The sequence below is a fragment of the Neoaquamicrobium sediminum genome (genome assembly GCF_013240295.1).
Classification (GTDB): Bacteria; Pseudomonadota; Alphaproteobacteria; order Rhizobiales; family Rhizobiaceae; genus Aerobium; species Aerobium sediminum.
Genome location: NZ_JABETK010000001.1, coordinates 104,623 through 128,616, shown reverse-complemented (window position 1 = coordinate 128,616; position 23,994 = coordinate 104,623). Strand labels below are relative to the sequence as shown.

Below are 23,994 nucleotides of genomic sequence, written 5' to 3'. Positions count from 1 at the left end.
ACCGCCCTGGGAGTGAGATGCACAGATGAGACAGACTTGGCGTTGGTTCGGCCCGCGTGACCTCACCTCGGTCGACGACATGCGGCAGGCGGGTGTCGAAGGCGTTGTCAGCGCTCTGCATCACGTTCCAACCGGCGCGGTGTGGGCGAAGGACGAGATCGCCAGGCGTCAGGCCGAGATAAGCCGCATGAAGGACGGGTCGCCGTCCGGCCTCGCTTGGGAGGTGGTCGAAAGCCTCCCCGTTTCGGAAGACATCAAGAAACAGAAAGGGGCCTGGCTGGAGCATATCGCCAACTACAAGGCGAGCCTCGAAAACCTTGCCGCACAAGGCCTCGAGACCATCTGTTACAACTTCATGCCCGTGCTCGACTGGACGCGCACCGATCTAGCTTTCCGTGTCGGACATGGCGGGACCTGCATGCGCTTCGATCTCATCGACTTCGCTGCATTCGACATCCATATTCTGAAGCGCAAGGGTGCTGCGGAAGGCTTCGATGCCAAAGTTGTCGAAGCGGCTGCCGAGCGTTTCGCCGGCATGAGCGAGACGCGCAAGATCGAGCTCGCCGCCAATGTGACCGCAGGCCTGCCCGGCTCCACCGAAAGCATGTCGACTGCGGAAGTGCTGCAGCATCTGGACGAATACGCCGCCATCGATGCCGAGCGACTGCGCGCTCATTTCGTCGCCTTCCTTGAGGAAGTGACGCCGGTCGCCGAAAGACTGGGCATGCGGCTGTGCTGCCACCCGGACGATCCGCCGTTTCCGCTGCTCGGCCTGCCGCGCATCATGTCCACGGCCGACGACTACCGCCGGATCCTCGACGCGGTTAATTCGCCGGCCAGCGGCATGACCTTGTGTTCGGGCTCGCTGGGCGCTCGGCCGGACAACGACATGCCCGCGATCATGCGCGAATTCGCGCCGCGCGTGCACTTCCTGCATCTGCGCAACGTCACGCTCGAGACGCCGGAAACGCCGGCTTCCTTCCACGAGGCTGAGCATCTCGGCGGCCACACTGACATGGTGGCGCTGATCGCCGAGGTGTTGAGAGAAGAGGTTCGTCGCAAGGCGGAAGGCCGTACCGACCACCAGATCCCGATGCGGCCCGACCATGGCCAGGACATCGTCGACGACCTTGGCCGCAAGGGCCAGCCCGGCTACCCGACCATCGGCCGATTGAAGGGGCTCGCCGAACTGCGCGGCATCATGGTCGCGCTGTCGCATCCGATGGCCGGGCTCGGGCAATGACGACGCGCCTTAGCGCAACGTCAATGCCGCTCGCGGGCATCGCGATGCCGGCCTATGATCCGGAAAGTTGCGGCGCGGGCATCGTACATATCGGGGTCGGTGCTTTCCACAAGGCGCATCAGGCCGTCTACACCGATACGGCGATGGGCCTCGCCGGCGGCGACTGGCGCATAACCGGAGTCAGCCTGCGCAGTGCCGACGTGGCGTCCGCCCTTAATCCGCAGGACGGGCGCTATCTCCTCATGGCCCGCGACGAGGCGGGTGACAGCGCGCGCCTCATCGGCAGCATCGCGAATGTTCTCGTCGCGCCGGCCGAACCGGACACGGTGATCGAGGCCGTTGCATCGCCTGAAACGCGGATCGTGACGCTAACGGTCACGGAAAAAGCCTACGGCTTCGACCGAACAACGGGTGGTGTCGACGTTACGCACGATGTAATCGCCCACGACCTGAACAACCCGACAACCCCCAAGGGACTGGTAGGCTTCCTGATCGCCGGTCTCAGCCGACGGCGTGAAAGGGAGGCAGGGCCGCTAACCATCCTGTGTTGCGACAATCTTCCCGAGAACGGCCGTTTGGTGCGGCGGATCGTGCTCGACTTCGCCGAAAGGGTGGAGTCGGCTTTGGCGCAATGGATTGCACGAACCGTCACTTTCCCCTCTTCAATGGTCGATCGCATCACGCCGGCTACGACGTTGCAGACCCTGCAAGACGCTGAGCGGCTGTCGGGGTTCAGCGACATGGCAGCGGTGGAGACCGAACCATTCAGCCAGTGGATCATCGAGGACGATTTCGCTGCAGGCAGGCCCGAATGGGAGGCGGCCGGCGCGCTGTTCGTTGAAGACGTCGTGCCCTATGAGAAGATGAAGCTGCGGCTGCTCAACGGCACGCACTCGCTGCTTGCTTATGCGGGTTTCCTCGCTGGTCACGAGACAGTGGGCGAAGCCGTCCGCAACGAGGCGTTGCGTGCCATCGCCGAAAGGCAGATGCAGGCCAGTGCGGCGACCCTTCCGCCGGTGCCGGGCATCGATCTCGATGTGTACCGCGCCGAGCTTCTTGCACGTTTTGCAAACCGCGCCATTCGTCACCTGACCTACCAGATTGCGATGGATGGTACCGAGAAGCTACCGCAGCGCATCGGCGCACCGCTCCGCGAAACCCTGGCGGCAAACGGTGATGCCGGCGCATTCGCTTTCGCCGTTGCCGCATGGATGCGCTACTGCCTCGGCGTGACGGATGACGGCCGCAGCTACGACCTGCGAGACCCGCGGCAGGCGGCTATCGCGGCAAGGCTCGATGGCGTTCCGCGCGAGGCCGATGCGATTTTCGACGCCTTGAGTGCCCTCCAGGATATATTCCCTAAGGAACTGGCCGGCGATCCGCGCATGCGTGGCCCGGTGGTCGAGGCGCTATCCACCATGCTTGAGCTGGGCATGACCGAAGCGATACGTGTCCATGCGAGGCTGCAGCCTGATCGTACGCAGACCTGACACTGCCACCGCTCCAGATTGCGCGGGCGGGTTATATGTTCGATAGAAGCCTGTCGAAGATCAACCTGCTGTGCCGAGGGTGCCATGGCGTCGTCAAAGTCCGAAAGGTCCGATCGCCGCCGCTCGCTCGCGATCGGGCTGTTGCGGGCGCGCGAAGCGGTCATGAGCCATTTCAGGCCGATACTCGCTGCCCACGACGTCACCGAGCAGCAATGGCGGGTGATCCGCACCCTGTCCGAAGCCGGCATGCTCGACGCGACGGAAGTGGCCGAAAAGGCCTTCATCCTCGCCCCAAGCCTTACCCGCATGATCCGCTCGCTGGAGGAGCGGGGGCTCATCACGAAACACAAGGACGAAAGCGACGGCAGGCGCGTGCTTCTCAAGCTCTCGCCTGCCGGTCATGCACTGATCGACGCCGTGATGCCGGATTCGCGGAGGGTCTATGCGGAAATCGATGCCCGGTTCGGCGCGGCCCGTGTCGAGGAACTGCTCGATCTGCTCGACGAGCTGGCTGCCCTAAAGCTGGACGGCAGGACAGGCGGCGGCTAGTTTGTCGGGCGTTTCCCGGCCATCAGGCGAAAAACAGGCTCACAGTACCGTAAGGGCCGAAATCGCCGACGATGGTGTCGCCGTGGCGCGCCTCGATGGGACGGATGAAGGAACCGGCGAGCACGATCTGCCCGGCCTCGATACCATCGCCATAATCCGCCAGCCGGTTTGCAAGCCATGCGACGCCCCGGGCCGGCTGGTTGAGGACACCGGCGCCGAGGCCGGTTTCCTCCACCTCCGCGTTGCGGCTGACGATGGCGCCCATCCACCGCATGTCGATCTGGTCCGGTCGCATCGAGCGGCCACCCGTGACGATGCCGGCATTGGCGGCGTTGTCGGCGATCGTATCGAAGATGGTCCGCGCCTTCTTCGTCTCGGGATCGACGCGCAGGATGCGCGTGTCGAGGATTTCGAGCGCCGGCGTCACGTAGTCGGTGGCGTTCAGAACATCGAAGACGGTGACGCCCGGTCCTTTCAGCGGTTCTTTCATGACGAAGGCGATCTCGGCCTCGACGCGCGGCTGGATGAAGCGGTCCGCCGGCACCGTCGCGCCGTTGTCGAAGACCATGTCGTCGAACAGCACGCCGGAATCGGGAACGTCGATGTTCAGCGCATATTGCATGGCCTTGGACGTGAGGCCGATCTTCCAGCCGATCACCTTGCGCCCGTCCGCCAGATTCTTCTTCACCCACGTACTCTGGATCGCATAGGCGTCGTCCATGGTGATGTCGGGATGTTTCAGCGATAGCAGGCCGGTCTGCACCCGCGTGCGCTCGGCCTCGTCGAGGCTGGTCGCGGCCGCTTCGATCTCGTCTGGCGTCATCATGGTCGTCAAACCTCGTCGGCGATGGTGTTTCGCAAAAGGCCGATGCCTTCGGCCTCAACCTCGACCACGTCTCCTGGCTTCAGCCAGACGGGCGGATCGAAGCGCGCGCCCGCGCCGGTCGGCGTGCCGCAAACGATCACGTCGCCCGGCACCAGAGTGGTGAAGGTCGAGATGTAGTTGATGATCTTGGCGAAGGAGAAGATCATCCGGCTGGTGCGGTCGCTCTGCCGGACTTCGCCGTTGACCCGGGTTTCGAGCTTGATGTCGGCAAGCTGGCTTTCCTCTGCATAGGGTACCAGCCACGGGCCGATGGAGCCGCTGGCGTCGAAGTTCTTGCCCTGTGTGACGTTGAATTTGGCGTGGCGCACCCAGTCGCGGATCGTGCCCTCGTTGCACAACGACAGCGCGGCGATGTGGCCGAGCGCGTCGGTCTGCGCGATGCGCCGTCCGCCCTTGCCGATAATGATGACGATCTCGCCTTCATAGTCGAGCTGGTGGCTCTCCGGCGGGCGGATAAGCGGTCGGTCATGCCCGGTGAAGGAACGCGGAAACCGGACGAAGAGCGAAGGGTTCGGTGGGGCGTCCTGGCCGTCCTTGTATTCTGCGTTGCGGTCCGGGAAATTCACGCCGACGCAGATGATCTTTTCCGGCGCGGGGATCGGAATTTCATAGGTGATCTCGGCGAGTGCATAGTCTGCGGGAAGAATCGCCGCTTCTTCAGCCAGCCTTGCCAAAGCGCTGTCCTCGATCACTTCGCGAAAGCTCGGCCAGCGTTCGCCATAGCGCGTGGAAAGATCGACAATGCCGTCGTCTCTGACGAGCCCGTATTTCAGGACACCGCGATGGGAGAAGCCGGCGAGGCGAGGGCGCTCGGTCACGTCGGGCTCCTCGGGGACAGATTGCGGGCAACGCCGACGATCACCTTGAAGGCGTCATCGGCGTCGTCGCGCGTCATCTCGAACTGGCCGGCCTGGAAACGGATCGCGATCCGGCCGTCGACGCGCGTCTGTGTCAGGTAGATGCGGCCGTCATCATTGATGGCGTTGACGAGCGCGAGATTGTGGTCGTCGGCATCGTCGGCTGCCTCATGGCGGAACGAGAACAGCGAAAGCACCGGCTGGGTGACGATCTCGAAATCCGCCTCGGCAGCAAGCCGCGCGGCCAGCTCCTGCGACCATTTCACGTGGTTGCGGATCATGCCGCGCAGGCCTTCGAGTCCGTGATAGCGCAGCAGGAACCAGAGCTTGAGCGCGCGGAAGCGGCGGCCGAGAGGGATCGACCATTCGGAATAGTTGATGATGCCGTCATGGCCGTGCGTCTTGAGGAATTCCGGGTGGATGGCGAGCGTGCGCACCTGATCCTCGGGGCTGCGGATGAACTGCACTGAGCAGTCGAAATTGGCCCCCAGCCATTTGTGAGGGTTGAAGACGATGGAATCGGCCGCCTCGATGCCGTCCCAGAGCGTGCGGAATTCCGGGCAGATCATTGCTGATCCCGCCCAGGCCGCATCGACATGCAGGTAGAGCCCATGTGACCTGACGACCGCTGCGACAGCGCGAATCGGGTCGCAGGCGCCGATCGAGGTGCCGCCGGTGCAGGCGATCACGCCTGCCGGGATATGGCCGGCGGCAAGGTCTGCCCGAATGGCGGCGTCCAGCGCGTCCGGGTCCATCCCGTTGAGCGGTCCCTTGGTCGGAATGCGCACGAGGTTCGCCTCGCCGACGCCGGCAATCCAGATGGCGCGGTCGATGGAGGTGTGAACCTGCTCGGAGGCGTAGACGCGCACCGCCTTGTGCGCCGCAAGGCCATCGCTGTTGCCTTTCCACCCGAGCGCCTTTTCGCGCATCACCAGAACCGCGGTCAGCGTAGCGGTGGATGCGGAATCCTGTATCACGCCGGAGAAATCTTTCGGCAGTCCGAGTGCCTGGCGCAGCCAGTCGACGACGCGGGTTTCGAGTTCGGTTGCTGCCGGCGAGGTCTGCCACAGCATGCACTGGGCGGCGATCGACGTGACGAGATAGTCGGCGATCACCGACACCGGCGCCGCGTTGGCCGGGAAATAGGCGAAGAAACGCGGATGCTGCCAATGGGTCAGCCCGTCCGGGATGATGCGCTCGAAATCGGCGAAAATCGCCTCCATGGTGTCGCCGTTCTCCGGAGCTGCGTCCGCGATCTGGCGGGCGATGTCGCCAGGCTTCGTCTGCGCGCGCACCGGTCGCTCGCGCAGGCCCGCGCGATAGTCCGCGCCCCAGTCGGCAACCCGTCGCGACCAGTCGCGGAATTCTTCGCTGTCCATATCCTGCTCCCTGTCGGTGTCAGGCTGTTGTCTGCGGTTGTCCGCGGCGATGCAATGCCCGTCAGGGGGCGACGATCGGCTGTGCCTTCAATTGAGCATCCACCACATCCGTGCCGGCAAAAAGGCTGCCATGCTCGAACCAGGATTTCGGCGCCGGCGCACCCCACAATGTCTGTCGCTGCGGGTCCTTGAGGTCCCATTTGATCGGCTCGAGATCCGGGTCCACCGTTTGGTAGTCCGAGCAGTAAATCTCGATGCGGTGGCCATCCGGGTCGAGGATGTAGAGGAAAAAGGCGTTGGAAATGCCGTGTCGGCCGGGGCCGCGCTCGATGTTGGAAACCCAGCCGGTCGTCGCCATAAGGTCGAGTAGGTCGATGATGTTGAGCGGTGTCGGCACCCAGAAGGCGGTGTGGTGCAGGCGCGGGCCGCGGCCGTTGGTGAAGGCGATGTCGTGCACGCCGCCCTTGCGGTGCGTCCAGGCTGCCCACAGCCGGCCGGTCTCCTCGTCCTCGGTGTACTCCGTCACCCGGAAGCCGATCTCGTTGTAGAAGGCGACGCTTTCGTCGACGTTGGGCGAAAAGCAGTTGAAGTGGTCGATGCGCAGCGGCTTCACGCCGCGATAGAGCGCGTATTTCTGGTGGATCGGTGGTAGCCGATCCATCTTCGCATAGAATTCCAGCGGCACACCATGCGGGTCGCGCGTGCGGAATGTGCGGCCCTGATAGGGGCGCTCGACCCATTCCACCGGCAGGTCCTTTTCCCTCAAGAACTGTTCGGCCCTGTCGAGGTGGTCCTCGTCGAACACCTTGAAGCCGAGGTCGCGGGCTTCCGCCTTGCCGGATTTCTTCAGCACGATGCAGTGGTGGCCACGCTCCTCCATGGCGCGCAGATAGATCGTGTCCGCCGTCTCGTCCGTGACCTGCAGGCCAAGCGTGTCGACGTAGAATGCGCGCGATTTCGCAAGGTCGCTGACGCCAAATTCGACATGGCTGAGCCGCACGATGTTGAACGGCGGGTAGAGGTTCGGCTGGGGTACGGGCATCGGGTTCCTCCTCCGATCCGCCTCGAAAGGCGAGGGCGGTCTCTATCGTGTGCTTGCGCGGTCAGCCGCCGAGTTTCGGGATGGCGTGGGCGCCGGTGGCGAAGGCGACGTTCTTTGTCTCCATGTAGAAGTCGAACGACCAGTCGCCGCCGTCGCGGCCGATGCCGGAATTCTTCACGCCGCCGAAGGGCGTAGGCAGGTGTCGCACATTCTCCGAGTTCACCCAGATCATGCCCGCCTCGAGGCGATCGGTGAAGCGGAAGGCGCGCGTGACATCGCAAGTCCAGAGATAGCCGGTGAGGCCGTATTGCACGTCGTTGGCAAGCTCCAGCGCTTCTGCCTCGTCCGCAAAGGGGATCGCGGTCAGGACTGGTCCGAAGATTTCCTCTTGGGCGATGCGCATTGTGTTGTTCGCGCCGGTGAACAAAGTCGGCGAGACATAGCATCCGCCGCCGAGGCCATCGAATTTGCCGCCCCCGGCAACGACCGTCGCGCCTTCCGTCCGGCCGGTCTCGATATAGTCCAGCACCTTCTTTTCATGCACCGGATGGATCAGCGGGCCGACCACCGTGTCCGGGTCGAGCGGGTGGCCGACCTTGATGCGTTTCGCCTTCTCGGCGACGAGTGCGGTAAAGCGGTCATGGATGCTCTGCTCTACTAGCAGCCTCGAAGAGGAGGTGCAGCGCTCGCCGTTGAGCGAATAGATCATGAAGACGGCGGCATCCGCAGCGCGCTCCAGATCGGCATCGGCAAAGACGATGACGGGGTTCTTGCCGCCGAGCTCGAAATGCACGCGCTTCAGCGTGTCGGCGCCTTGCTTCATGATCATCGAGCCGGTGCGGCTCTCGCCGACGAAACCGATGGCCCTGATCAGCGGATGTTCGGTCAGCGCCTTGCCGGCGTCTTCGCCGAACCCGTTTACGAGGTTCCACACACCTTTCGGCAGGCCGGCCTCTTCCGCGATCTCGACCAGAAGGCGCGCGGTCAGCGGCGAAAGCTCGGCCGGCTTGTGCACGACGGTGCAGCCTGCCGCGAGCGCCGGCGCGATCTTCCACGTCGACAGCATGAAGGGCGTGTTCCACGGCGTGATGATGCCGACGGGGCCGATTGGCACGCGCGTCGTCATGTTGACCTGGCCTTCCGTGCGCAGCGACTTGCCGTCGCGGGCTTCCGGCGCACGGTCGGCGAAGAACCGGAAGTTCTCGGCCCCGCGCAGCGCCGCCTTGGCCATGAAACGCAGCGATTGCCCGGTATCCATGCATTCGACGAAGGCGATCTCCTCCGCGCGCGCCACGATTGCATCCGCTATTCTGTGCAGCAGCTTCTTGCGCGCCTCGCCTGGCATCGCCGCCCATTCGGCGAAGGCAGCCCTGGCGGCCTTCGCGGCGCGGTCGATGTCAGCCGCCGTACCCCTAGCAATGGTGGCAAGCGGCTTCAGATCGACGGGGAGATGGTCTCGAATGTCACTCCATCGGCGGCTGGCAGATCTTCGCCGGCGATGCGATTCATGACGCCTTGTTCCCTGAAGCGGGCAAGATAGGCATCTGCCTTCGCGATGTTTTCCTCGAGCTTCGACATGCGGTTTCCTGTCACTTGCCGCGCAGGCGCGGATGAATGGCGTTCTTCTTCCAGCTCAGTTCGGCGTCGATCTCGCGGATTTCGAGCGACAGCGCGAAATGCGGCGTCTCGAAGAGCGGACCAAGCAGACTGCTGGCGGTAGCGAAAATAGCCTCTCCGGCGCGCTTCTTCTCGTCAGCGCTGCGACCTTTGCCGATCCGGAAACTAAGGTCGACGAAAGCGTTTTCCGGCAGGCGGTCGGCGATCGCGTAGTGATCGGCGCGCAGCGCCCGGACGCGCACGGCACCAACCTCGAACAGGCCGGTTTCCAGCACGGTCTCCAGCAGCGCCGCGCAGAGCGCGTCGAGATCGGCACGCCCATCCAGATTGGCCGAATATTCGATGGTCAGATGCGGCATCGTTCCTCCCCATGCGCATTCTCATTAACATGTTAAATAATAGCAGCCTTGTCAAGCAAAGCGACCACCGGCACGAGAGTGCCGGTGGTCGCAATGATTTTGTCCGGGTGTGCCGGTGGCCGGCTGTCGTCGCCGGGCAAACAGGCCTAAGCCGTATTCTCCCGACCGGCGACCGAGCTGTGCCAGGGTGTGAGCCATGCGCGGAGCTGCGAGATCAGCGTGTAGAGCGTAAGGCCGATGAGCGTAAGCAGCACGATCACGGCGAAAAGGCCGGGCACCTGGAGTTCCTGCAGCATGGCGACGGCGAGATAGCCAAGCCCCTCATTGCCGCCGATGAACTCACCCACGATCGCCCCGATCATCGACATTACCACCGCGACCTCGACACCTGCCAGCACGACAGGCAACGCAGTCGGCAGGTCGAGCATGGTGAAGCGCTGAACCGGGTTCGCCTGTAGCATGGTGAACACGTCACGGTCGCCCGGCTCCACCGAGCGGAAGGCTACAAGGGCGTTTGAGAAGACCGGGAAGAAGGCGAGCGCGGCGGCGATCACGATCTTCGATTCCAGCCCGAAGCCGAACCACAGGATGAACAGTGGCGCCAGCGCGATCTTGGGGATGAGCTGAAGGCAGACGATGAACGGCTTGAAGGCCCATTCCAGCATCTGGACGCGCGCCATGGCCATGCCCAGCGTGACGCCCAGAAACACGGCAATGAGGAAGCCGGAAACGGCCTCGATCACGGTGACGAGCGCGTGGCGCCACACGGATGCGTCGCTCACGAGGTCGACAAAGGCCATGATGATCTGCCACGGCGTCGGCAGGATGAACGCCGACACGTCAGCCGTGCGCACATAGAGCGTCCAGATCAGCAGAAAGGCGATGACGGTGCCTGTCGGCAGTGCGACGCGGATGAGACGATCTGTGCGCATCAATGGCCTCCCGTCAGGCTGGAACGCAGTCTCACGAGCATGTCCTGAAACGCGGTGGTGCGCTGCAGGTCGAGCGTGCGCGGACGTTCGAACGGCATCTCGATGACCTCGGTGATGCGCGCGGGCCGTGCGGCGAGCACCACCACGCGGTCCGAAAGGAACGCGGCCTCGGTGATCGAGTGCGTGACGAGGATGGTCGTCACTCGTGCTTCGGCGCACACCGACATCAGCTCCATGTTGAGCGTGTCGCGGGTCATCGCGTCGAGCGCGCCGAAGGGCTCGTCGAGAAGCAGTACCTGCGGCTTGGTGATAAGTGCGCGGGCAAGCGATGCACGCTGGCGCATGCCGCCGGACAGGGCCGACGGTCGCATCGCCTCGAAGCCCTTGAGGCCGACGGTCTCGCACAGCGCATGGGAGCGCGCTTCCCGCTCGGCCTTCGCCACGCCCTGCAGGCGCAGCGGCAGTGCCACATTCTCTGCGACCGTGAACCACGGGAAGAGCCGCGCTTCCTGGAACATCATCGAAACCGGGCGGGTCGCTTCACCAGATCGCTTCCCGCCTTCCCAGACGGCGCGGCCGCGTACCAATATCTCGCCCTCGGTCGGCCTCTCGAGACCAGCAATGATGCGCAAAAGCGTGGTCTTGCCGCAACCCGAGGGGCCCAGAAGCGAGATGAAATCGCCGCGCTGCATGTCCAGCGTGGCATCTCCTATGGCGCGGACGGCGTTCGCGCCACTGCCGAAGGTCTTGCCGACACCCGCGAGACGGATGTCGGCCTCCGTCTCCATCTTCATGCCTTGAGAGCCTGATCGAGCAGGTCGTTGGTGTAGAGTTCGGCCGCCGGAACCGTCTTGTCGATCAGCTTCGCGCCGGCAAGCAGCTCCACGGCGCGGTCCCACATTTCGGGGATGTTGCGCAGCAGGTTTTCCTCGCCTTTCGAGGCCCAGTTCTCGGCGTTGGCGCGCAGGTCCTTCTGGGCTGTTTCCATGTTCTTGAGGCCGGAGACATCGTGCTTGCCGCCGATCGTCGTAAGGATCGGCGTCAGGTCTTTCGTACCGACGATCTCCTTCGCCGCGCGGTGGGTTGCGCGCAGGAAGGCGACGAACTTTTCGGGGTTCTCCGCCACCTGATCGGGGCGCGCGACATAGACCTGCCCGGGCATGCCGTCATCGATCGGCATCGCCGCGACGTCGTCGCGTGCGGAGCTTGCAATCACCATGGACGATGTATTGCCGAGGAATGCGCCGGCACGGCCGGCTTCGATCAGCGCGAAGGAGGCGGCTGAATCGGCCACCTTCACCTTGTTAACCTTCTCCGGCGATGCGCCGGCATTGGTCATCATCAGGTCGAGCGTACCTTCCATCGAGCCGCCGAGCGTCGCCATGCCCACGGTGCGGCCTTCCAGGTCGGCGATCGTGTTCACCGGGTTCTCAGTGGAGGACAGTACGAAGAAAGGCGACATCTGCGCAATGGTGGCGATCGAGATCAGCGGCGCGTCGTTGTTGACGCGGGAGACGATGTAGTTGGTGCCGCCGGTGCGGCCGGAATCCATCTGCCCGGCAATGGTCATCTGTGCTGCCAGCGCCGCGCCCTTGCCGGCCTGCAGGTTCATCTCCAGCCCCTCGTCGCTGTAGTAGCCGGCGGCGTCGGCATACAGCACCGGCGCAAAGGCCAGGGAGAAGGTGAAGGGGGTAATGAAACTGAACGCGTTCTGCGCTCGCGCTCCGACCGGAAGCGACAGCAAGGCAGCGCTCCCCATTGCACCCAGCATCAGGCGTCGCCGCGTCAATTCCATCAGTTTCGCTACATGTTCAAATGTGAACCTATTGTTCAATACTAGGCGCAAAATTAGAACTGTTGCAAGTCCAGACCTCGACTGGACATTGCGCAGCCAGGACTTGCGCAATGAAATCCGTGTGTTACCGGTCGCAATACGTGCGTGTTTCGCCGGGTGAGAGGCGCGGCCTCACTCGGTTGCGGTACTTTCGGGGAGGCCGCCAAGCAACCGGGTGATGGCGGCGGCCGTACGGAGCACTTCCGTTTTGACGCCCGCTTCGATGTCGTCGGCGATATTGCCGGAAGCCGCCCGGGTGACGTTTATCGCAGCGACGATGTTGCCGCTGATGTCACGAACAGGCGCCGCCACGCTGGCAATCCCCGTTTCGAAACTGCCGATCTGGACGATCGCGTCTGCGTTCCGGTCGCGCCGCCATTGCGCGACCAGCTCGGTCAGGCTGCGCGGGGTCTGGCCGGGCGCGTTCTGATAGGTCTCGTCACGATAGAGCCGCAGCAGGCCGTCTTCGTTCAGATCGGTGAGGAGCACGCGGCCCATGGTGGTGCCCGCGGCCGGAAGCCGGCTGCCGACATGGACGATGCTGGCCAGGCCAAGGTGGCTGGGCACTCGCAGCATGTAGAGAACGAAGCGCCCGTCGCGCACGCCCAGATGCGCCGACCAGTCGGTCGCATCACGCAGCTTCTCGAGCTCCGGCAGTGCGATCTCCACCAGTTCGCGCGTTGCGAGATAGCCATAGCCGAGCCGCAGCACCGCCGGGCCGAGCGTGTAGCGGGCGGTTTGCTGGTCGTGCAGCAGGTAGCCGTGGTGGGCGAGCGTGTAAACGGCGCGAAAGGCAGCCGAGCGGGTGGTGCCCAGGCGGCGGGCGATATCCGAAAGCGTCATCTCGCGCGTCTCGGGCGTGAAAGCCTGCAGCACTTCAAGGCCGCGGATCAGGCCGGGCACGAGATATTTGTCGTCGGACTGTGTACGAGGAGTGTCGGCTTGTGTTTTATCCATAAAACATCGTCTAGCAGGTAAAACACCGTCCCGATAGCCTTGTTGCAGTTGAGGAGAAAGGACAGCCCCATGACCATGCACACGACGCCCACCTCCGCGCTGGCGCAGGAACTCGCGGCCCATGTCGGCCGCTTCACCGACAAGTCGTTCGACTGGAACGCATTTCCTTCCAATGCCGGCTTCGACGATCTGGCCCGCGCGCAGATGCGCTATATCGGTGCCGGTGGCTCGCCCAAGGTCGGCGACACGACGACGCTCAAGCCGGACCATTTCACTGTCAGCCTGATCTACAAGGAGCCCGGCAAATATGCCGCCTGTCACAGCCACGAGATCGAGGAGAGCTTCCTCATCATCGACGGCGTGCTGGTCGTCGGCTGGGAGAAGGACGGCGAGGTCGTCGAGGTGAAACTCGGCGCCAGGGACATGATCCTCAACGCCCGTGAGATCGGCCACGGCTTCCGCAACGATGGCGTCACGCCGGTGCTGATGTCGATCTCGGTCGACGTCGGCAAGCCGCTGCCGCCCGTCTATCACTACCATCCGAAGGAGCATCCGGCGGAGCTCGCCCGCAGCTTCGGCGCAGCACCCGGCAAGACGCTGCCCTTCGACCGCAATGGCAGCCACCCGCTGCAGAAGCTGATGGCGAAGTATGTGGTGCGCCACAGCGAACTGCCGACCGTCTGGGAGAAGGTGGGCTTTACCCGCAAGGTCTATGTCGGCAAGGGCGGCATCGAGGACGACACCTGCCGCAAGGAGATGCTCGGCATCCCGTCGCAGGTCGGCATCAAGCCGATCGTGCGCGACGTGGAAGACGCTTACCTCGTCCTCGAAGGCTCGCTGACGGTGGGCTGGGAAGAGAACGGCGAGAAGGTCGAGCTCGAACTCGGGCCGCGTGACCTGGTCAAGACCCCGGCCGGGCGCAAGCACTGGTTCCGCAACAACTCTGCCGCCCACGCGACGGTGTGGTCGGTCATCGGTTCGGCGGAAGAAGACAGCATCGTCTACGAAGCTGCCTGAGACATACGGTCTTCGATCTGACCTGCGCCCCGGCCAGAGCCGGGGCGACAGACCGGGCTGCGCATGCCCGCCTCTTGCCGCAGCCCGCAACGACAATGAGGAGGAGGGGAAATATGCGCATTACACGCAGAACCGGCCTGAAGCTGATGGTCGCCAGCGCTGCCGCTTCAGCTTTTCCGGCCATCTCGGCTGAAGCAAAGTCGCCCCCGGCGCAGGCCAAATCGACACGGCTGATCCTGTTGGGAACAGGCGGAGGCCCAACGCCTCTGCCAGGACGCAACCAGCCTGCCAATGTCCTGCTGGTCAATGACGAGCCCTACATTGTCGATGCAGGGAACGGCGTAGCGCGACAGTTGATGTTTGCCGGAATAGCGGCGCACCGCGTCGGTCGCATCTTCATCACCCATCACCATGACGACCACAATGCCGATATGGGAACGCTGATGGGGCTCGCCTGGTCGAATGGCCGCGCTTCACCTTCCGAAGCTTACGGGCCGCCCGGCACGGAGGCCATGGTTGAGGCGTTCGTCGAGTATTTCGAACCGAATGCAGCCGTGCGGCTTGCCTTCAGCGGTGGCAAGAAGCCGCCGCGCGAGCTATTCCGTGGGCACGACATATCGGCCTCCGGGCTGGTTTACGAGGACGACAATGTTCGCGTGACCTGTGTCGAGAACACCCACTATCCGAACCAGGGGCACAAGGACGGCGTGCACCATGTTTCCTACAGCTATCGCTTCGAAACGGCGGATCGTGTCGTAGTCTTCAGCGGTGACACCGCCGCCAGCGAGGAACTGACGGAACTGGCGAAAGATGCCGACGTGCTGGTGCACGAGGTTATCAATGCCGAGCGCACGGCAGCATTGTTCCGCGAGAAATTTGCCTCACAGGGACGCTCGCCCGAAGAAATCGAGCGGGTTCTCCAGGCCGTAATCGCCATTCACACGCCACTCGAAGATGTCGGCCGCATCGCCGAGGCCGCGAAGGTCAAGACGCTCGTCCTCAATCATTTCGTGCCGGGTTTCGACCCGGAAGAAACGCCGGAAGGATGGACTGCCGGCGTCAGCAGGCATTTTTCCGGCAGGGTCATCGTCGGTGAAGATCTGATGGAAGTGTGAAACGGCGAGGGCGGCGGGTTGCGGTCGCCTCTCTTGTGACCAGGAAGGGAGCCGGCTCAAGCCGGCTCGTTCAGTTCCGTCACCCAGGCGTCGTAACCGTAGACCCAATCGGCATTGGTGCCCTGCTTCAGCCAGTCGTTGGCCAGCGACCCTTCCTGCACGCGCGCGGTGCGCTGTATGCGTGCCGCCTCGTAGCGCTTCAGTGCATTCGGCACCGTTGCACCGGTAGCGCCTTCCAGGGCGCGGCCGAGCACCACTGCGTCCTCCACTGCCATACAGGCGCCCTGCGCCATGAAGGGCACCATCGGATGGGCGGCGTCGCCCAGCAGCGTGATCGCACCGCGCGACCAATGAGCCATCGGCTCGCGCACATGCAGCGCGGAACGGGTGACGGCCTCGCAGGCATCCAGCAGGGCGCGCGCTTCCGGATGGAAATCGGCGTAGGCGGAGCGCAACTCGCCAATATCGCCCGGCAGCGTCCAGCCTTCCTCAGTCCAGTCCTGCTGCGGCGTCGTCGCGAAGACAAAGATTTCCTCGCCGCGATTGAGCGGGAAGGTGACGATCTGGCGGTCTGCGGTCGGGCCCCACCACTTGGTGAAGGAATCGAGATTGGGGATGCCGTCGCCGCGCTCGCGCGGAAACACGGCCCGGTAGGAAACGAAGCCGGTGAAGCGTGGGTGATCCTCGCCGAACAGGGCATGACGGACCGCGGAATGGATGCCGTCGGCGCCGATCACCACGTCGGCCTGCACCCGCGTTCCGTCTGACAGAACCAGTGCGGCACCATCGCCATCAGGCTCCGCAGTCTCGACCGCAGACGCAAAACGGATGGTGCCGGGCTGCAGTGCGCCTTCCAGCGCGGCGAGAAGATCGGCACGGTGAACGGTGAGCTGCGGTGCGCCGTAACGCTCCTCCGCGGCCGTGCTCATCGGCAGCCGCGAGGTCTCTTCGCCTGTGTCCCAGGTGCGGCTGATGCGAAATTCCGGCCGGGCCGCCGTCTGACGCAGCACATCGCCCACGCCGAGGCCGTCCAGCGCATGGACAGCATTGGGCGTCAGGTTGACGTCTGCGCCGATGCGGCCGAACGCGCGCGTCCGCTCGAAGATCGTCACTGCATGACCCTGCTTCTGCAGGGCGATCGCCACCGCCATTCCTCCGACGCCACCGCCGGCAATCACGATCTTCATCAGGCATCACTCCAGTGTTCAAAAATGAACAAGTTGTTCAAAGAAACGATACTTGCGTGGAATGCCCGTGTCAACGCGCCGGGACAGCCGCCTTGCGTACCGACGTTTCAACTCTCCGAGCCAGCGTCTGTTTTGCCCGATCCGCCCTGCACAAGGCCAGTTGACTCCATCTTCAGCTTGAGGCAATCTGTTTTGAACAAAGTGTTCTTATTTGAACATAGCTGGGGAGCTAGAGATGGACGCATTCAAAGATCGCCTCTCGCAGCGTGCCTTCGATACGGGCCGGGCGGATCTTGCACATCAGTGCCGGGGTCGCGAACTGGACGAGAAAGAGAACGAGCTGGCGGACGCGCTGATGGCGATCTTCGCAACCGGCGAGCACGACTTCGCCGGTGTCGCGCGTCAGCTTGCCGACAAGGGCGTGGTCGCGCCGCGGTCGGGCCGCACGGACTGGAACGAGGCGCTTCTGGCCGAGGAGCTGGAGGGCACCAACCGCGAGCTCGATGCCGCCTATGAGGCCGACGGCTATGGCGCTTGAGTTTCGCTCGGTCACGAAGGAATTCACGACCGGCTCCGGCCAGAATCTCGTTGCCGTCAACGACATCAGCTTCCGCGTGAATGGAGGCGAGTTCGTATCCGTTGTCGGGCCTTCCGGCTGCGGCAAGAGCACGATCCTCAGCATGACGGCGGGCCTCTACCAGCCGACCCAGGGCGAGGTGCTGGTCAGCGAAGATCGCGTCGGCGGCCCCAACGGGCATGTCGGCTTCATGCTGCAGAAGGACCTGCTTCTGCCCTGGCGCAACATCGTCTCGAATGTCGAGTTCGGCCTCGAAGCGCGCGGCGTGGCGAAGTCGGAACGCCGCGATCGCGCGATGGCCGAATTGAAGCGCTGCCATCTGGCTGGGTTCGAGAACCATTATCCCTACCAGCTTTCCGGTGGCATGCGGCAGCGCGCCGCCCTTGCCCGCACGCTGGCCATCGAGCCGGAAATCGTGCTGCTGGACGAGCCGTTTTCAGCTCTCGACGCACAGACCAAGCTGCTGCTCCAGAACAGCTTTGCCGGCACGATTTCGGAAACCGGCAAGACCACGCTGCTGATCACCCACGACCTCGCCGAGGCGGTGCTGATGTCGGACCGCATCCTCGTTCTTTCCGAACGGCCGGGCACCGTGGTGGCCGAGATCAAGGTCGACCTTCCGCATCGTGACCAGCCGCTTCGTCGCAGGGTGATGCCGGAGGTCAGCGATTATGCGGCGCAATTGTTCAAGCATCTCAAGCTCGAAGAAAAAGCCGTCTGACGGCTCAAGAACGCAAAGGGGAATTTCATGAGACACATGCTTCGTTCGACCATCGCCGCGGCAATGCTGGCGGCTTCCGCGACGGCCGCCTTCGCTGCCGAAAAGGTAACCTACCTCTTCCCCGCGCCGGACTTCCTGCCGGCCTTCGCCCCCTTCCAGCTTGCCAAGAGCAAGGGCTATTTCGACGAGGCCGGCCTCGAGGTGACGTTCCAGGTCGGCAAGGGCGGTGCCGATGTGGCCACGCAGGTCGCCGTCGGCAACGCCGATCTGGGCGGCGGCATCGGCGACACGCCGATCATCGTGCGGGCCAACGGTCTCGACATTCGCGGTGTGGCGCTGCTCGGCGGGCGCGGCCTGACACAGCTTGCATGGCGCAAGGACAGCGGCATCACCGGCCCGGCCGACCTGAAGGGCAAGGCGATCGGCGTCCTCGCCTTCCAGGACACGACTTATTACAACCTCCTCGGCGTGCTCGCTTCGATGGAGTTGTCGAAGGGCGACGCCGACATACAGGCTGTCGGGCCGGGCGGCATCATCCAGCTCACCATCGCAGGTAATCTGCAGGCGCTCTCCGGCGTGCCGGAGTGGATCGCGGCCATCGAGGCGGCCGGGGTCGAGATGGAGCAGATGCCGGTCGACGAAGTGTTCCCGGCGATGGCGCAGGCCATCATCGCATCCGACAAGACGATTGCCGAGCGGCCTGAGATCGTTCGTGGCTTCGTCGGCGCGGTGCTGAAGGCTGTCGGGGACATCTCCGCCGATCCGGCGCAGGCGGCGAAGGATTACGTTGCCGCTATGCCGCAGCACGCGGGCAAGGAAGCCGAGATCGAGGGCATCATGCGCTCCTACGCGACCCTCGTGTACCCTGAAGCCGAGAACCAGCCGCTCGGCGCTTTCGATCCGGAGCGCATCACCAAGGTGCAGGCCTTCTACGTCGATAACGGCATCGTCCAGACCGCCGTGCCCGTCGAGGATCTCTACACGAACGACTTTGTCCAATGACACAGGCAAGCTCGATAGAGACCGGAGCACGCGCTCCGGTCTCGGCAACCAAACCACGGAAGCCAGCCATGAACGCTCGCTCGGGAACGCTCGTCGTCAGCCTTGGTCTTCTGGTGCTCGTGCTGCTCGCATGGCAGTTCCTGCCGCCCGCGCTCGACGTGCCGAAGTTCATCATTCCGACGGTTACGGATTGTCTTGCTGAACTGAAGCGCATGTGGATGCAGGAAGGCCTTGTCGGCCACACGCTCTCCACCGCGCTCTACACCGTGCTCGGCTTTGCCATCGGCAGCCTGCTCGGCGCGGTGATCGGCTACCTGCTCGGCATGTCCGAATTCTGGGAGAAGGTGCTGTCGCCCTACATTCTGGCGCTGCAGATCGCCCCGAAGGTCGCCTTCGCGCCGCTCTTCATCATGTGGTTCGGCTACAACGCCATGCCGAAGCTGCTGGTTACCGTGCTGATCGTGTTCTTCCCGGTTCTCGTCAACGTGCTGCAGGCCATGCGCACCGTCGACCGCGATCTGGTCAATCTGGCGCGCGCCTACAACCTGTCGCGCTGGGGCATCTTCCTGAAGGTCGAGATGCCGTCCACCGTGCCGAACCTGATGGCCGGGCTGCGCATCGCCTCGACCCTCGCCGTCATCGGCGTGACGGTCGGAGAGCTGGTCGGCGGCAATACCGGCCTCGGCTTCCTGATTTCCTACGGCGGCGGACAGGCGAACGCGGCGATGGTGTTCAACGCCATCGTGCTCCTGACCGTCATTGGCTACCTGCTCTACACGGTCCTCGTCATGATCGAGGAGCGGGTGCTCCACTACCTGCCCAAGGCCCAGCACTAGCAGGCCGTTCGAAACATTGCGGAGGCGGGAGGCCTCCGACCATCGAGGATGGAGACGCACATGACAGCCACCGACAAGAAATCCCTGATCGAGGACCGGGTGAACAGCGGCCTGCTCGGCCAGTGGTATCCGGTTGCGAAGTCGGTCGAGGTGAAGGCCACGAAGCCCTATGGCACAAGGCTGCTCGGCGACAAGATCGTGCTGTGGCGCGACGCTGAGGGCCGACTGCGCTGCGTCGAGGACTTTTGCCCGCATCGCGGCGCGCCGCTCTCTTATGGCGAAATCCACGAGGGCAATATCGGCTGCCGGTATCACGGCGTGGTCGTCAACGGCGATGGCGTGGTGGTTCGGGTTCCAGCGATGCCGGAATGCGCGCTCGAAGGGCGCAAGGCGCTGAAGTCGTTCGAGGTGACCGAGGCCAACGACGCGGTCTTTGTCTATGTGCCGTCGATCGAACAGCCCGAGGCGCCGGAGCTGGTGCTGCCCAAGGAACTGACGAGCGACGACTGGACCGGCTTCCTCTGCACCGGGCTATGGGAAACCAACTACCGCTACGCGCTCGACAACCTCGCCGACCCGATGCACGGCTGCTACCTGCATGCCGAAAGTTTCACGCTTGCCTTTGGCTCCAAGCAGGACCTGATGAAGCTCGACAAGACCGACGCCGGGTTCCGCATCAGCCGTGTCGGCCAGGTCGGCGAAAACTTCGACTGGACAGAGTTCGAGGTGCATCCCGGCTCGATGTTCTGCTTCCTGGAGATCCCGTATCCGCCGGCTGCCGGACCCGGCGGCGTCTTCCGCATCATCGGCTTCGTGACGCCGGTCGACGCGACGACCTGCAAGGTCTTCTTCTGGCGTATGCGGCAGGTCTCCGGGCTCGCGCGCGATAGCTGGCGTTTCCTTTATCGCGCCCGGCTGGAGCGCAACCACTGGAACGTTCTGGAACAGGATCGCGTCATGCTCGAGGGCATGCCCGACGACGCCCGCAGGCGCGAGATGCTTTACCAGCACGATCTCGGTGTCTCGCGCGTGCGCCAGCTTCTGACGCGCGCCGCCAAGAGCCAGGTCGAGGCCGAGCTGGAGCAGACGGCAGGCTGATGCTCGACGGACGCACCATACTCGTCACGGGCGCTGCGCGCGGGCTGGGGGTGGAGATCGCCCGCAGCCTGGCGGCAAAGGGGGCTGACCTCCTGCTCGCCGACATCGCGGAGGACGAAGGCCGTGCGGTTGCTCAGGACCTCGGCGCGCGCTTCCTGCCCGTGGATCTCGGCGATCCGGCTTCGATCGAAGCGGTCGGCGCGTATCTCGCGCGAGAGGGGAATGGTGTGCTGCACGGGCTCGTCAACAATGGCGCCATCGCGACCGGCATCGGCGGCATCCCTTACGACGAAATCGCGATCGATAGCTGGGACCGGGTGATGACTGTCAATGTGCGTGGCACCTGGCTCATGACCCGCGCCGCCACGCCCGCGCTCAAGGCTTCCGGTTCCGGTCGCATCGTCAATCAATGTCGCGTCCGACACCGCACTGTGGGGCGCGCCGCGCCTGATGTCCTATGTCGCCAGCAAGGGCGCTGTCATGGCCATGACGCGCTCGTTCGCTCGCGAGTTGGGCCCCGACCGGATCGGGGTCACCGCGGTGGCGCCTGGCATCCTGACGACGGAGTCCACCGACTACGTGCCCGAGGCGCGCCACCGGCTTTACGCCGAGGGCAGGGCGGTTCCAGGGCCTCAGGCGCCCGGCGAGATCACCGACGTTGTCTCCTTCCTGCTTTCCGCTGGCGCACTTTCGCTGACGGGGCAGGTGCTGCCGGTCAACAACGGCTTCGTGTTCAATTGAGGCGGCAGTGATGTTCGAACAGCATATCAACGGCAACATCGAATATCTGGAACGGCCGGGTGCCAACGGTCCGGTCCTCGTGATGCTGCATGGCGTCGGCTCCAACGCCGCGTCCTTTTCGACGTTGCTCGACCATATCCCGGGCGACTGGCGCGTGATCGCGTGGAACGCACCGGGCTACGGCGGTTCAGCCGCCCTAGATGCGCAGTGGCCGCTGGCGCTCGATTATGCCGAGGCGCTGCGCGCGTTTCTCGACCGGCTGGACCTGAAACGCGTGCTGCTGGCGGGCCACTCACTCGGCTGCCTGATGGCGGCTTCCTTTGCCGCCACGCACCGCGAACGCGTCGCCCGGTTGCTGCTGAGTTCGCCGGCGCTCGGCCACGGTGTGCCGCGCGGCGCTGCTTTGAGCGCGGCGGCACAGGCGCGTATCGACGACCTCGAAACGCTCGGGCCGGACCAGTTCGCAGCCTTGCGCGCGCCGCGGCTCGTCTACCAGCCGGAGAGCAATCAGGAGATCGTCCGCCGCGTACGCGACGGCATGGCGCGCGTTACGAGGCCCGGCTACCCGCAGGCCGCTCGCATGCTGGCATCGGGTCGCCTCATCGACGATGCCGAGCGGCTGCAGGTGCCGACGGATGTGATCGTTGGCGCGGAAGACCTCGTCACTCCGCCGGACTCGGCGCGCCGCGCGCACGCGGCACTTCGCGATCCGTGGCGCGGCGCGCTCACAATCGTGCCGGCTGCGGGGCACGCCCTTTATCAGCAGGCTCCAGCCGCCTTTGCCGGCGCGCTCGCAGCCCTTGCAGAAACCGTCGGCTAGAGCCGGGAGGAGAAGAGACATGGCAGAGACCGTTCGCGTCGGCAGTCTTCGAGGCATCATGATGCGTGGACCGGGCATCACGCAGACGCTGTCCTTCTACGAGGACATGTGGGGCCTGAGCCTCGCCCACAAGGAAGACGGCATCGCGCTGTTGCGCGGCACCGGCAGCGAGCCTTTCCTGTACGGCCTCAAGGACGGCCCTGTCTTCGGCATCGAATATGTGCATTTCGCAATGCCGGATCGCGCCTCCATGCACGCGCTCCACGCGCAGATCATCGAGCGCGGCGGCATCGTGCTCGGCGAACCTGCGCCGTTCGACGATTACGCCGGCGGCTACGGCTTCGAGATGCTCGACCCCGACAATCGGCGTCTGCGCTTCCGCACGGAGGCGATGTCGTTGGACGAGGAACCGGAATGGGCAAAGCCCCGCAAGGTCAGCCATGTGGTGCTCAACACGCCGGACATGGAGGGCGTGCAGGAGTTTTATTCCCGCGTTCTCGACTTCCGCGTGTCGGACTATTCCGCCGACCAGATGGTGTTCCTGCGCTGCAACTCGGACCATCACTCGATCGCGCTGGTGCGCGGCAACTATGCCAGCGTCAATCACGTCGCCTTCGAGATGCCGTCGATCGACGAGTTCATGCGCGGCATCGGGCGCATGAAGCAGAAGGGCCACGTACCGACCTGGGGGCCTGGCCGTCACGGACCGGGCAACAATCCCTTCGCCTACTTCGTCTCGCCGTCCGGTTTCGTCATCGAGTTCACCTCCGAACTGCAGCAGATCGACGAGACGACTCACGAGGCGAAGGTGTGGCCGCGCGACAATCCGGAAGCGATGGACCGCTGGATGACGGCGGGACCGCCTACGCCGGCGCAGCGTGCTGTCATGCAGGGGCGGCCTGATCCGGGCTTTCCCGAGCTAGCATCGGGCAAGGAGGTCGCGTGATGGACTATGGTTATGCCGGCAAGGTGGCCGTCGTCACCGGTGGTTCGTCGGGCATCGGCCTCGCGACCGTGCAGACGCTGCTGGAGTCGGGGGCAAAAGTTGCGCTGTGCGCCCGCACCGAAAGCCGCCTCAACGACGTCGCGTCGGTTCTGATCCGTGATTTCGGCAAGGAGAATGTGCTTTCCAGCGCGTTCTCGGTGCTCGATCCCGACGCCGTCAACGGTTTTGCCGCGCAGGTGAAGGAGCGCTTCGGCCGCTGCGATCTGCTGGTCAACAATGCCGGGCAGGGGCGGCAGTCGACCTTCGCCAACACGTCCGACGACGACTGGCGCGCCGAATACGAGCTGAAGCTGTTCAGCCAGATCCATCCCGTGCGGGCCTTTCTGCCGATGCTGCGCGAGGCGAAGGGGTCGATCGTCGTCGTCAATTCGCTGCTTGCCTACCAACCCGAGCCGCACATGGTCTGCACTTCCTCGGCCCGCGCCGGGGTGCAGAATCTGGTCAAGTCGCTGTCGATCGAACTGGCGCCCGACATTCGCGTCAACTCGATCCTGATCGGCATGGTCGGTTCCGGCCAGTGGCTGCGCCGCTTCGCCGAGCGTGAGGACCAGAGCCAGAGCAAGGCCGAATGGTACGGCGCGCTGGCCAAAAACAAGGGCATTCCGCTCGGTCGCCTCGGCGACCCGTCGGAAGCCGCTTCGGCCATCGCATTCCTGGGGTCGCCGGGAGCAAGCTACATCACAGGCGCTCACCTCGAGGTTTCGGGCGGCCTGGCGCGTCATATTTGAA

Annotated in this window: 24 protein-coding genes and 2 pseudogenes; 15 read left to right on the top strand and 11 right to left on the bottom strand. The window is 64.2% G+C overall.

What is annotated here, in order from left to right; translation table 11 throughout:
- Nucleotides 1-25 precede the first annotated feature (25 nt).
- The 3 genes from uxuA (at nucleotide 26) to hpaR (ending at nucleotide 3,282) form a co-directional block, all read left to right on the top strand.
- Nucleotides 26-1,243 carry a mannonate dehydratase gene (gene uxuA, locus HK436_RS00685; protein ID WP_173186575.1) on the top strand — a complete coding sequence of 406 codons (1,218 nt, stop codon included), beginning with the start codon at nucleotides 26-28 and terminating at the stop codon, nucleotides 1,241-1,243.
- Nucleotides 1,240-2,733: a mannitol dehydrogenase family protein gene (locus HK436_RS00680; RefSeq protein WP_173186573.1), complete on the top strand. Its 1,494-nt coding sequence runs from the start codon at nucleotides 1,240-1,242 to the stop codon at nucleotides 2,731-2,733. Before uxuA ends, HK436_RS00680 begins: the two co-directional genes overlap by 4 nt.
- Nucleotides 2,734-2,817: 84 nt before the next feature.
- A complete protein-coding gene (gene hpaR, locus HK436_RS00675; RefSeq protein ID WP_173186571.1) occupies nucleotides 2,818-3,282 on the top strand; it encodes a homoprotocatechuate degradation operon regulator HpaR in 465 nt (154 codons plus the stop codon).
- 22 nt (nucleotides 3,283-3,304) lie between these two features.
- On the opposite strand, the gene hpaH is transcribed toward hpaR, so the two are convergent.
- The 10 genes and pseudogenes from hpaH to HK436_RS00625 all read right to left on the bottom strand — a co-directional run bounded on the left by hpaH (nucleotide 3,305) and on the right by HK436_RS00625 (nucleotide 13,091).
- Nucleotides 3,305-4,108 carry a 2-oxo-hept-4-ene-1,7-dioate hydratase gene (hpaH, locus tag HK436_RS00670; RefSeq protein ID WP_173186569.1) on the bottom strand — a complete coding sequence of 268 codons (804 nt, stop codon included), beginning with the start codon at nucleotides 4,106-4,108 and terminating at the stop codon, nucleotides 3,305-3,307.
- A gap of 5 nt (nucleotides 4,109-4,113) precedes the next feature.
- Nucleotides 4,114-4,941: a fumarylacetoacetate hydrolase family protein gene (locus HK436_RS00665; protein WP_173189837.1), complete on the bottom strand. Its 828-nt coding sequence runs from the start codon at nucleotides 4,939-4,941 to the stop codon at nucleotides 4,114-4,116.
- Between the two features lie 41 nt (nucleotides 4,942-4,982).
- On the bottom strand, nucleotides 4,983-6,404 hold the full coding sequence (locus HK436_RS00660) for a pyridoxal phosphate-dependent decarboxylase family protein (RefSeq protein ID WP_173186567.1): 1,422 nt from the start codon (nucleotides 6,402-6,404) through the stop codon (nucleotides 4,983-4,985).
- A 61-nt stretch (nucleotides 6,405-6,465) separates the two neighbouring features.
- Nucleotides 6,466-7,446: a 3,4-dihydroxyphenylacetate 2,3-dioxygenase gene (hpaD, locus tag HK436_RS00655; RefSeq protein WP_173186565.1), complete on the bottom strand. Its 981-nt coding sequence runs from the start codon at nucleotides 7,444-7,446 to the stop codon at nucleotides 6,466-6,468.
- Nucleotides 7,447-7,507: 61 nt separating this feature from the next.
- Nucleotides 7,508-9,024: pseudogene (hpaE, locus tag HK436_RS00650) on the bottom strand (5-carboxymethyl-2-hydroxymuconate semialdehyde dehydrogenase).
- 11 nt (nucleotides 9,025-9,035) lie between these two features.
- Complete coding sequence (locus HK436_RS00645) at nucleotides 9,036-9,422, bottom strand: 5-carboxymethyl-2-hydroxymuconate Delta-isomerase (protein WP_173186563.1); 387 nt, start codon at nucleotides 9,420-9,422, stop codon at nucleotides 9,036-9,038.
- Between the two features lie 146 nt (nucleotides 9,423-9,568).
- Nucleotides 9,569-10,354, bottom strand: a complete 786-nt coding sequence (locus tag HK436_RS00640) for an ABC transporter permease (protein WP_173186561.1) — start codon at nucleotides 10,352-10,354, stop codon at nucleotides 9,569-9,571.
- Nucleotides 10,354-11,148: an ABC transporter ATP-binding protein gene (locus HK436_RS00635; RefSeq protein ID WP_173186559.1), complete on the bottom strand. Its 795-nt coding sequence runs from the start codon at nucleotides 11,146-11,148 to the stop codon at nucleotides 10,354-10,356. The genes HK436_RS00640 and HK436_RS00635 overlap by 1 nt, the downstream gene beginning before the upstream one ends.
- Entirely contained in the window at nucleotides 11,145-12,149 is a 1,005-nt protein-coding gene (locus HK436_RS00630) for an ABC transporter substrate-binding protein (protein ID WP_173186557.1), read from the bottom strand. The genes HK436_RS00635 and HK436_RS00630 overlap by 4 nt, the downstream gene beginning before the upstream one ends.
- 171 nt (nucleotides 12,150-12,320) lie before the next feature.
- Nucleotides 12,321-13,091 (bottom strand): IclR family transcriptional regulator, encoded by a 771-nt coding sequence (locus tag HK436_RS00625; RefSeq protein WP_312860445.1) that lies wholly within the window; start codon nucleotides 13,089-13,091, stop codon nucleotides 12,321-12,323.
- Between the two features lie 123 nt (nucleotides 13,092-13,214).
- On the opposite strand from HK436_RS00625, the gene HK436_RS00620 reads away from it, so the two are divergent.
- Together HK436_RS00620 and HK436_RS00615 are read left to right on the top strand one after the other, a co-directional pair.
- A complete protein-coding gene (locus HK436_RS00620; RefSeq protein ID WP_173186555.1) occupies nucleotides 13,215-14,162 on the top strand; it encodes a cupin domain-containing protein in 948 nt (315 codons plus the stop codon).
- A gap of 113 nt (nucleotides 14,163-14,275) precedes the next feature.
- Nucleotides 14,276-15,277 (top strand): MBL fold metallo-hydrolase, encoded by a 1,002-nt coding sequence (locus tag HK436_RS00615; RefSeq protein WP_173186553.1) that lies wholly within the window; start codon nucleotides 14,276-14,278, stop codon nucleotides 15,275-15,277.
- A 56-nt stretch (nucleotides 15,278-15,333) separates the two neighbouring features.
- Here the strand turns inward: HK436_RS00615 and HK436_RS00610 are convergent, their stop codons facing one another.
- Nucleotides 15,334-16,464 (bottom strand): FAD-dependent monooxygenase, encoded by a 1,131-nt coding sequence (locus HK436_RS00610; RefSeq protein WP_173186551.1) that lies wholly within the window; start codon nucleotides 16,462-16,464, stop codon nucleotides 15,334-15,336.
- Between the two features lie 235 nt (nucleotides 16,465-16,699).
- On the opposite strand from HK436_RS00610, the gene HK436_RS00605 reads away from it, so the two are divergent.
- From HK436_RS00605 to HK436_RS00565, 10 genes and pseudogenes are all read left to right on the top strand, one after another.
- Nucleotides 16,700-17,002, top strand: a complete 303-nt coding sequence (locus HK436_RS00605; protein WP_173186548.1) for a recombinase-like helix-turn-helix domain-containing protein — start codon at nucleotides 16,700-16,702, stop codon at nucleotides 17,000-17,002.
- Complete coding sequence (locus tag HK436_RS00600) at nucleotides 16,977-17,762, top strand: ABC transporter ATP-binding protein (protein WP_244648430.1); 786 nt, start codon at nucleotides 16,977-16,979, stop codon at nucleotides 17,760-17,762. The genes HK436_RS00605 and HK436_RS00600 overlap by 26 nt, the downstream gene beginning before the upstream one ends.
- Nucleotides 17,763-17,789: 27 nt before the next feature.
- Nucleotides 17,790-18,764 carry an ABC transporter substrate-binding protein gene (locus HK436_RS00595; protein WP_173186546.1) on the top strand — a complete coding sequence of 325 codons (975 nt, stop codon included), beginning with the start codon at nucleotides 17,790-17,792 and terminating at the stop codon, nucleotides 18,762-18,764.
- Nucleotides 18,765-18,832: 68 nt separating this feature from the next.
- A complete protein-coding gene (locus HK436_RS00590) occupies nucleotides 18,833-19,600 on the top strand; it encodes an ABC transporter permease (protein WP_173186544.1) in 768 nt (255 codons plus the stop codon).
- Between the two features lie 60 nt (nucleotides 19,601-19,660).
- Nucleotides 19,661-20,698, top strand: coding sequence for a Rieske 2Fe-2S domain-containing protein (locus HK436_RS00585; protein ID WP_173186542.1), 1,038 nt, complete (start codon nucleotides 19,661-19,663; stop codon nucleotides 20,696-20,698).
- Nucleotides 20,698-21,054 (top strand): annotated as a pseudogene (locus tag HK436_RS30905) (SDR family NAD(P)-dependent oxidoreductase); the annotation flags it as partial. The gene HK436_RS00585 and the pseudogene HK436_RS30905, both read left to right, overlap by 1 nt.
- A 94-nt stretch (nucleotides 21,055-21,148) precedes the next feature.
- Nucleotides 21,149-21,439 (top strand): SDR family oxidoreductase, encoded by a 291-nt coding sequence (locus tag HK436_RS30900; protein WP_244648428.1) that lies wholly within the window; start codon nucleotides 21,149-21,151, stop codon nucleotides 21,437-21,439.
- Between the two features lie 10 nt (nucleotides 21,440-21,449).
- The gene (locus HK436_RS00575; protein ID WP_173186540.1) at nucleotides 21,450-22,259 is read left to right on the top strand and encodes an alpha/beta fold hydrolase; all 810 of its coding nucleotides are present in this window, start codon (nucleotides 21,450-21,452) and stop codon (nucleotides 22,257-22,259) included.
- Nucleotides 22,260-22,278: 19 nt separating this feature from the next.
- On the top strand, nucleotides 22,279-23,205 hold the full coding sequence (locus tag HK436_RS00570; RefSeq protein WP_173186538.1) for a VOC family protein: 927 nt from the start codon (nucleotides 22,279-22,281) through the stop codon (nucleotides 23,203-23,205).
- Entirely contained in the window at nucleotides 23,205-23,993 is a 789-nt protein-coding gene (locus HK436_RS00565) for an SDR family oxidoreductase (protein ID WP_173186536.1), read from the top strand. The genes HK436_RS00570 and HK436_RS00565 overlap by 1 nt, the downstream gene beginning before the upstream one ends.
- Nucleotide 23,994 lies beyond the last annotated feature (1 nt).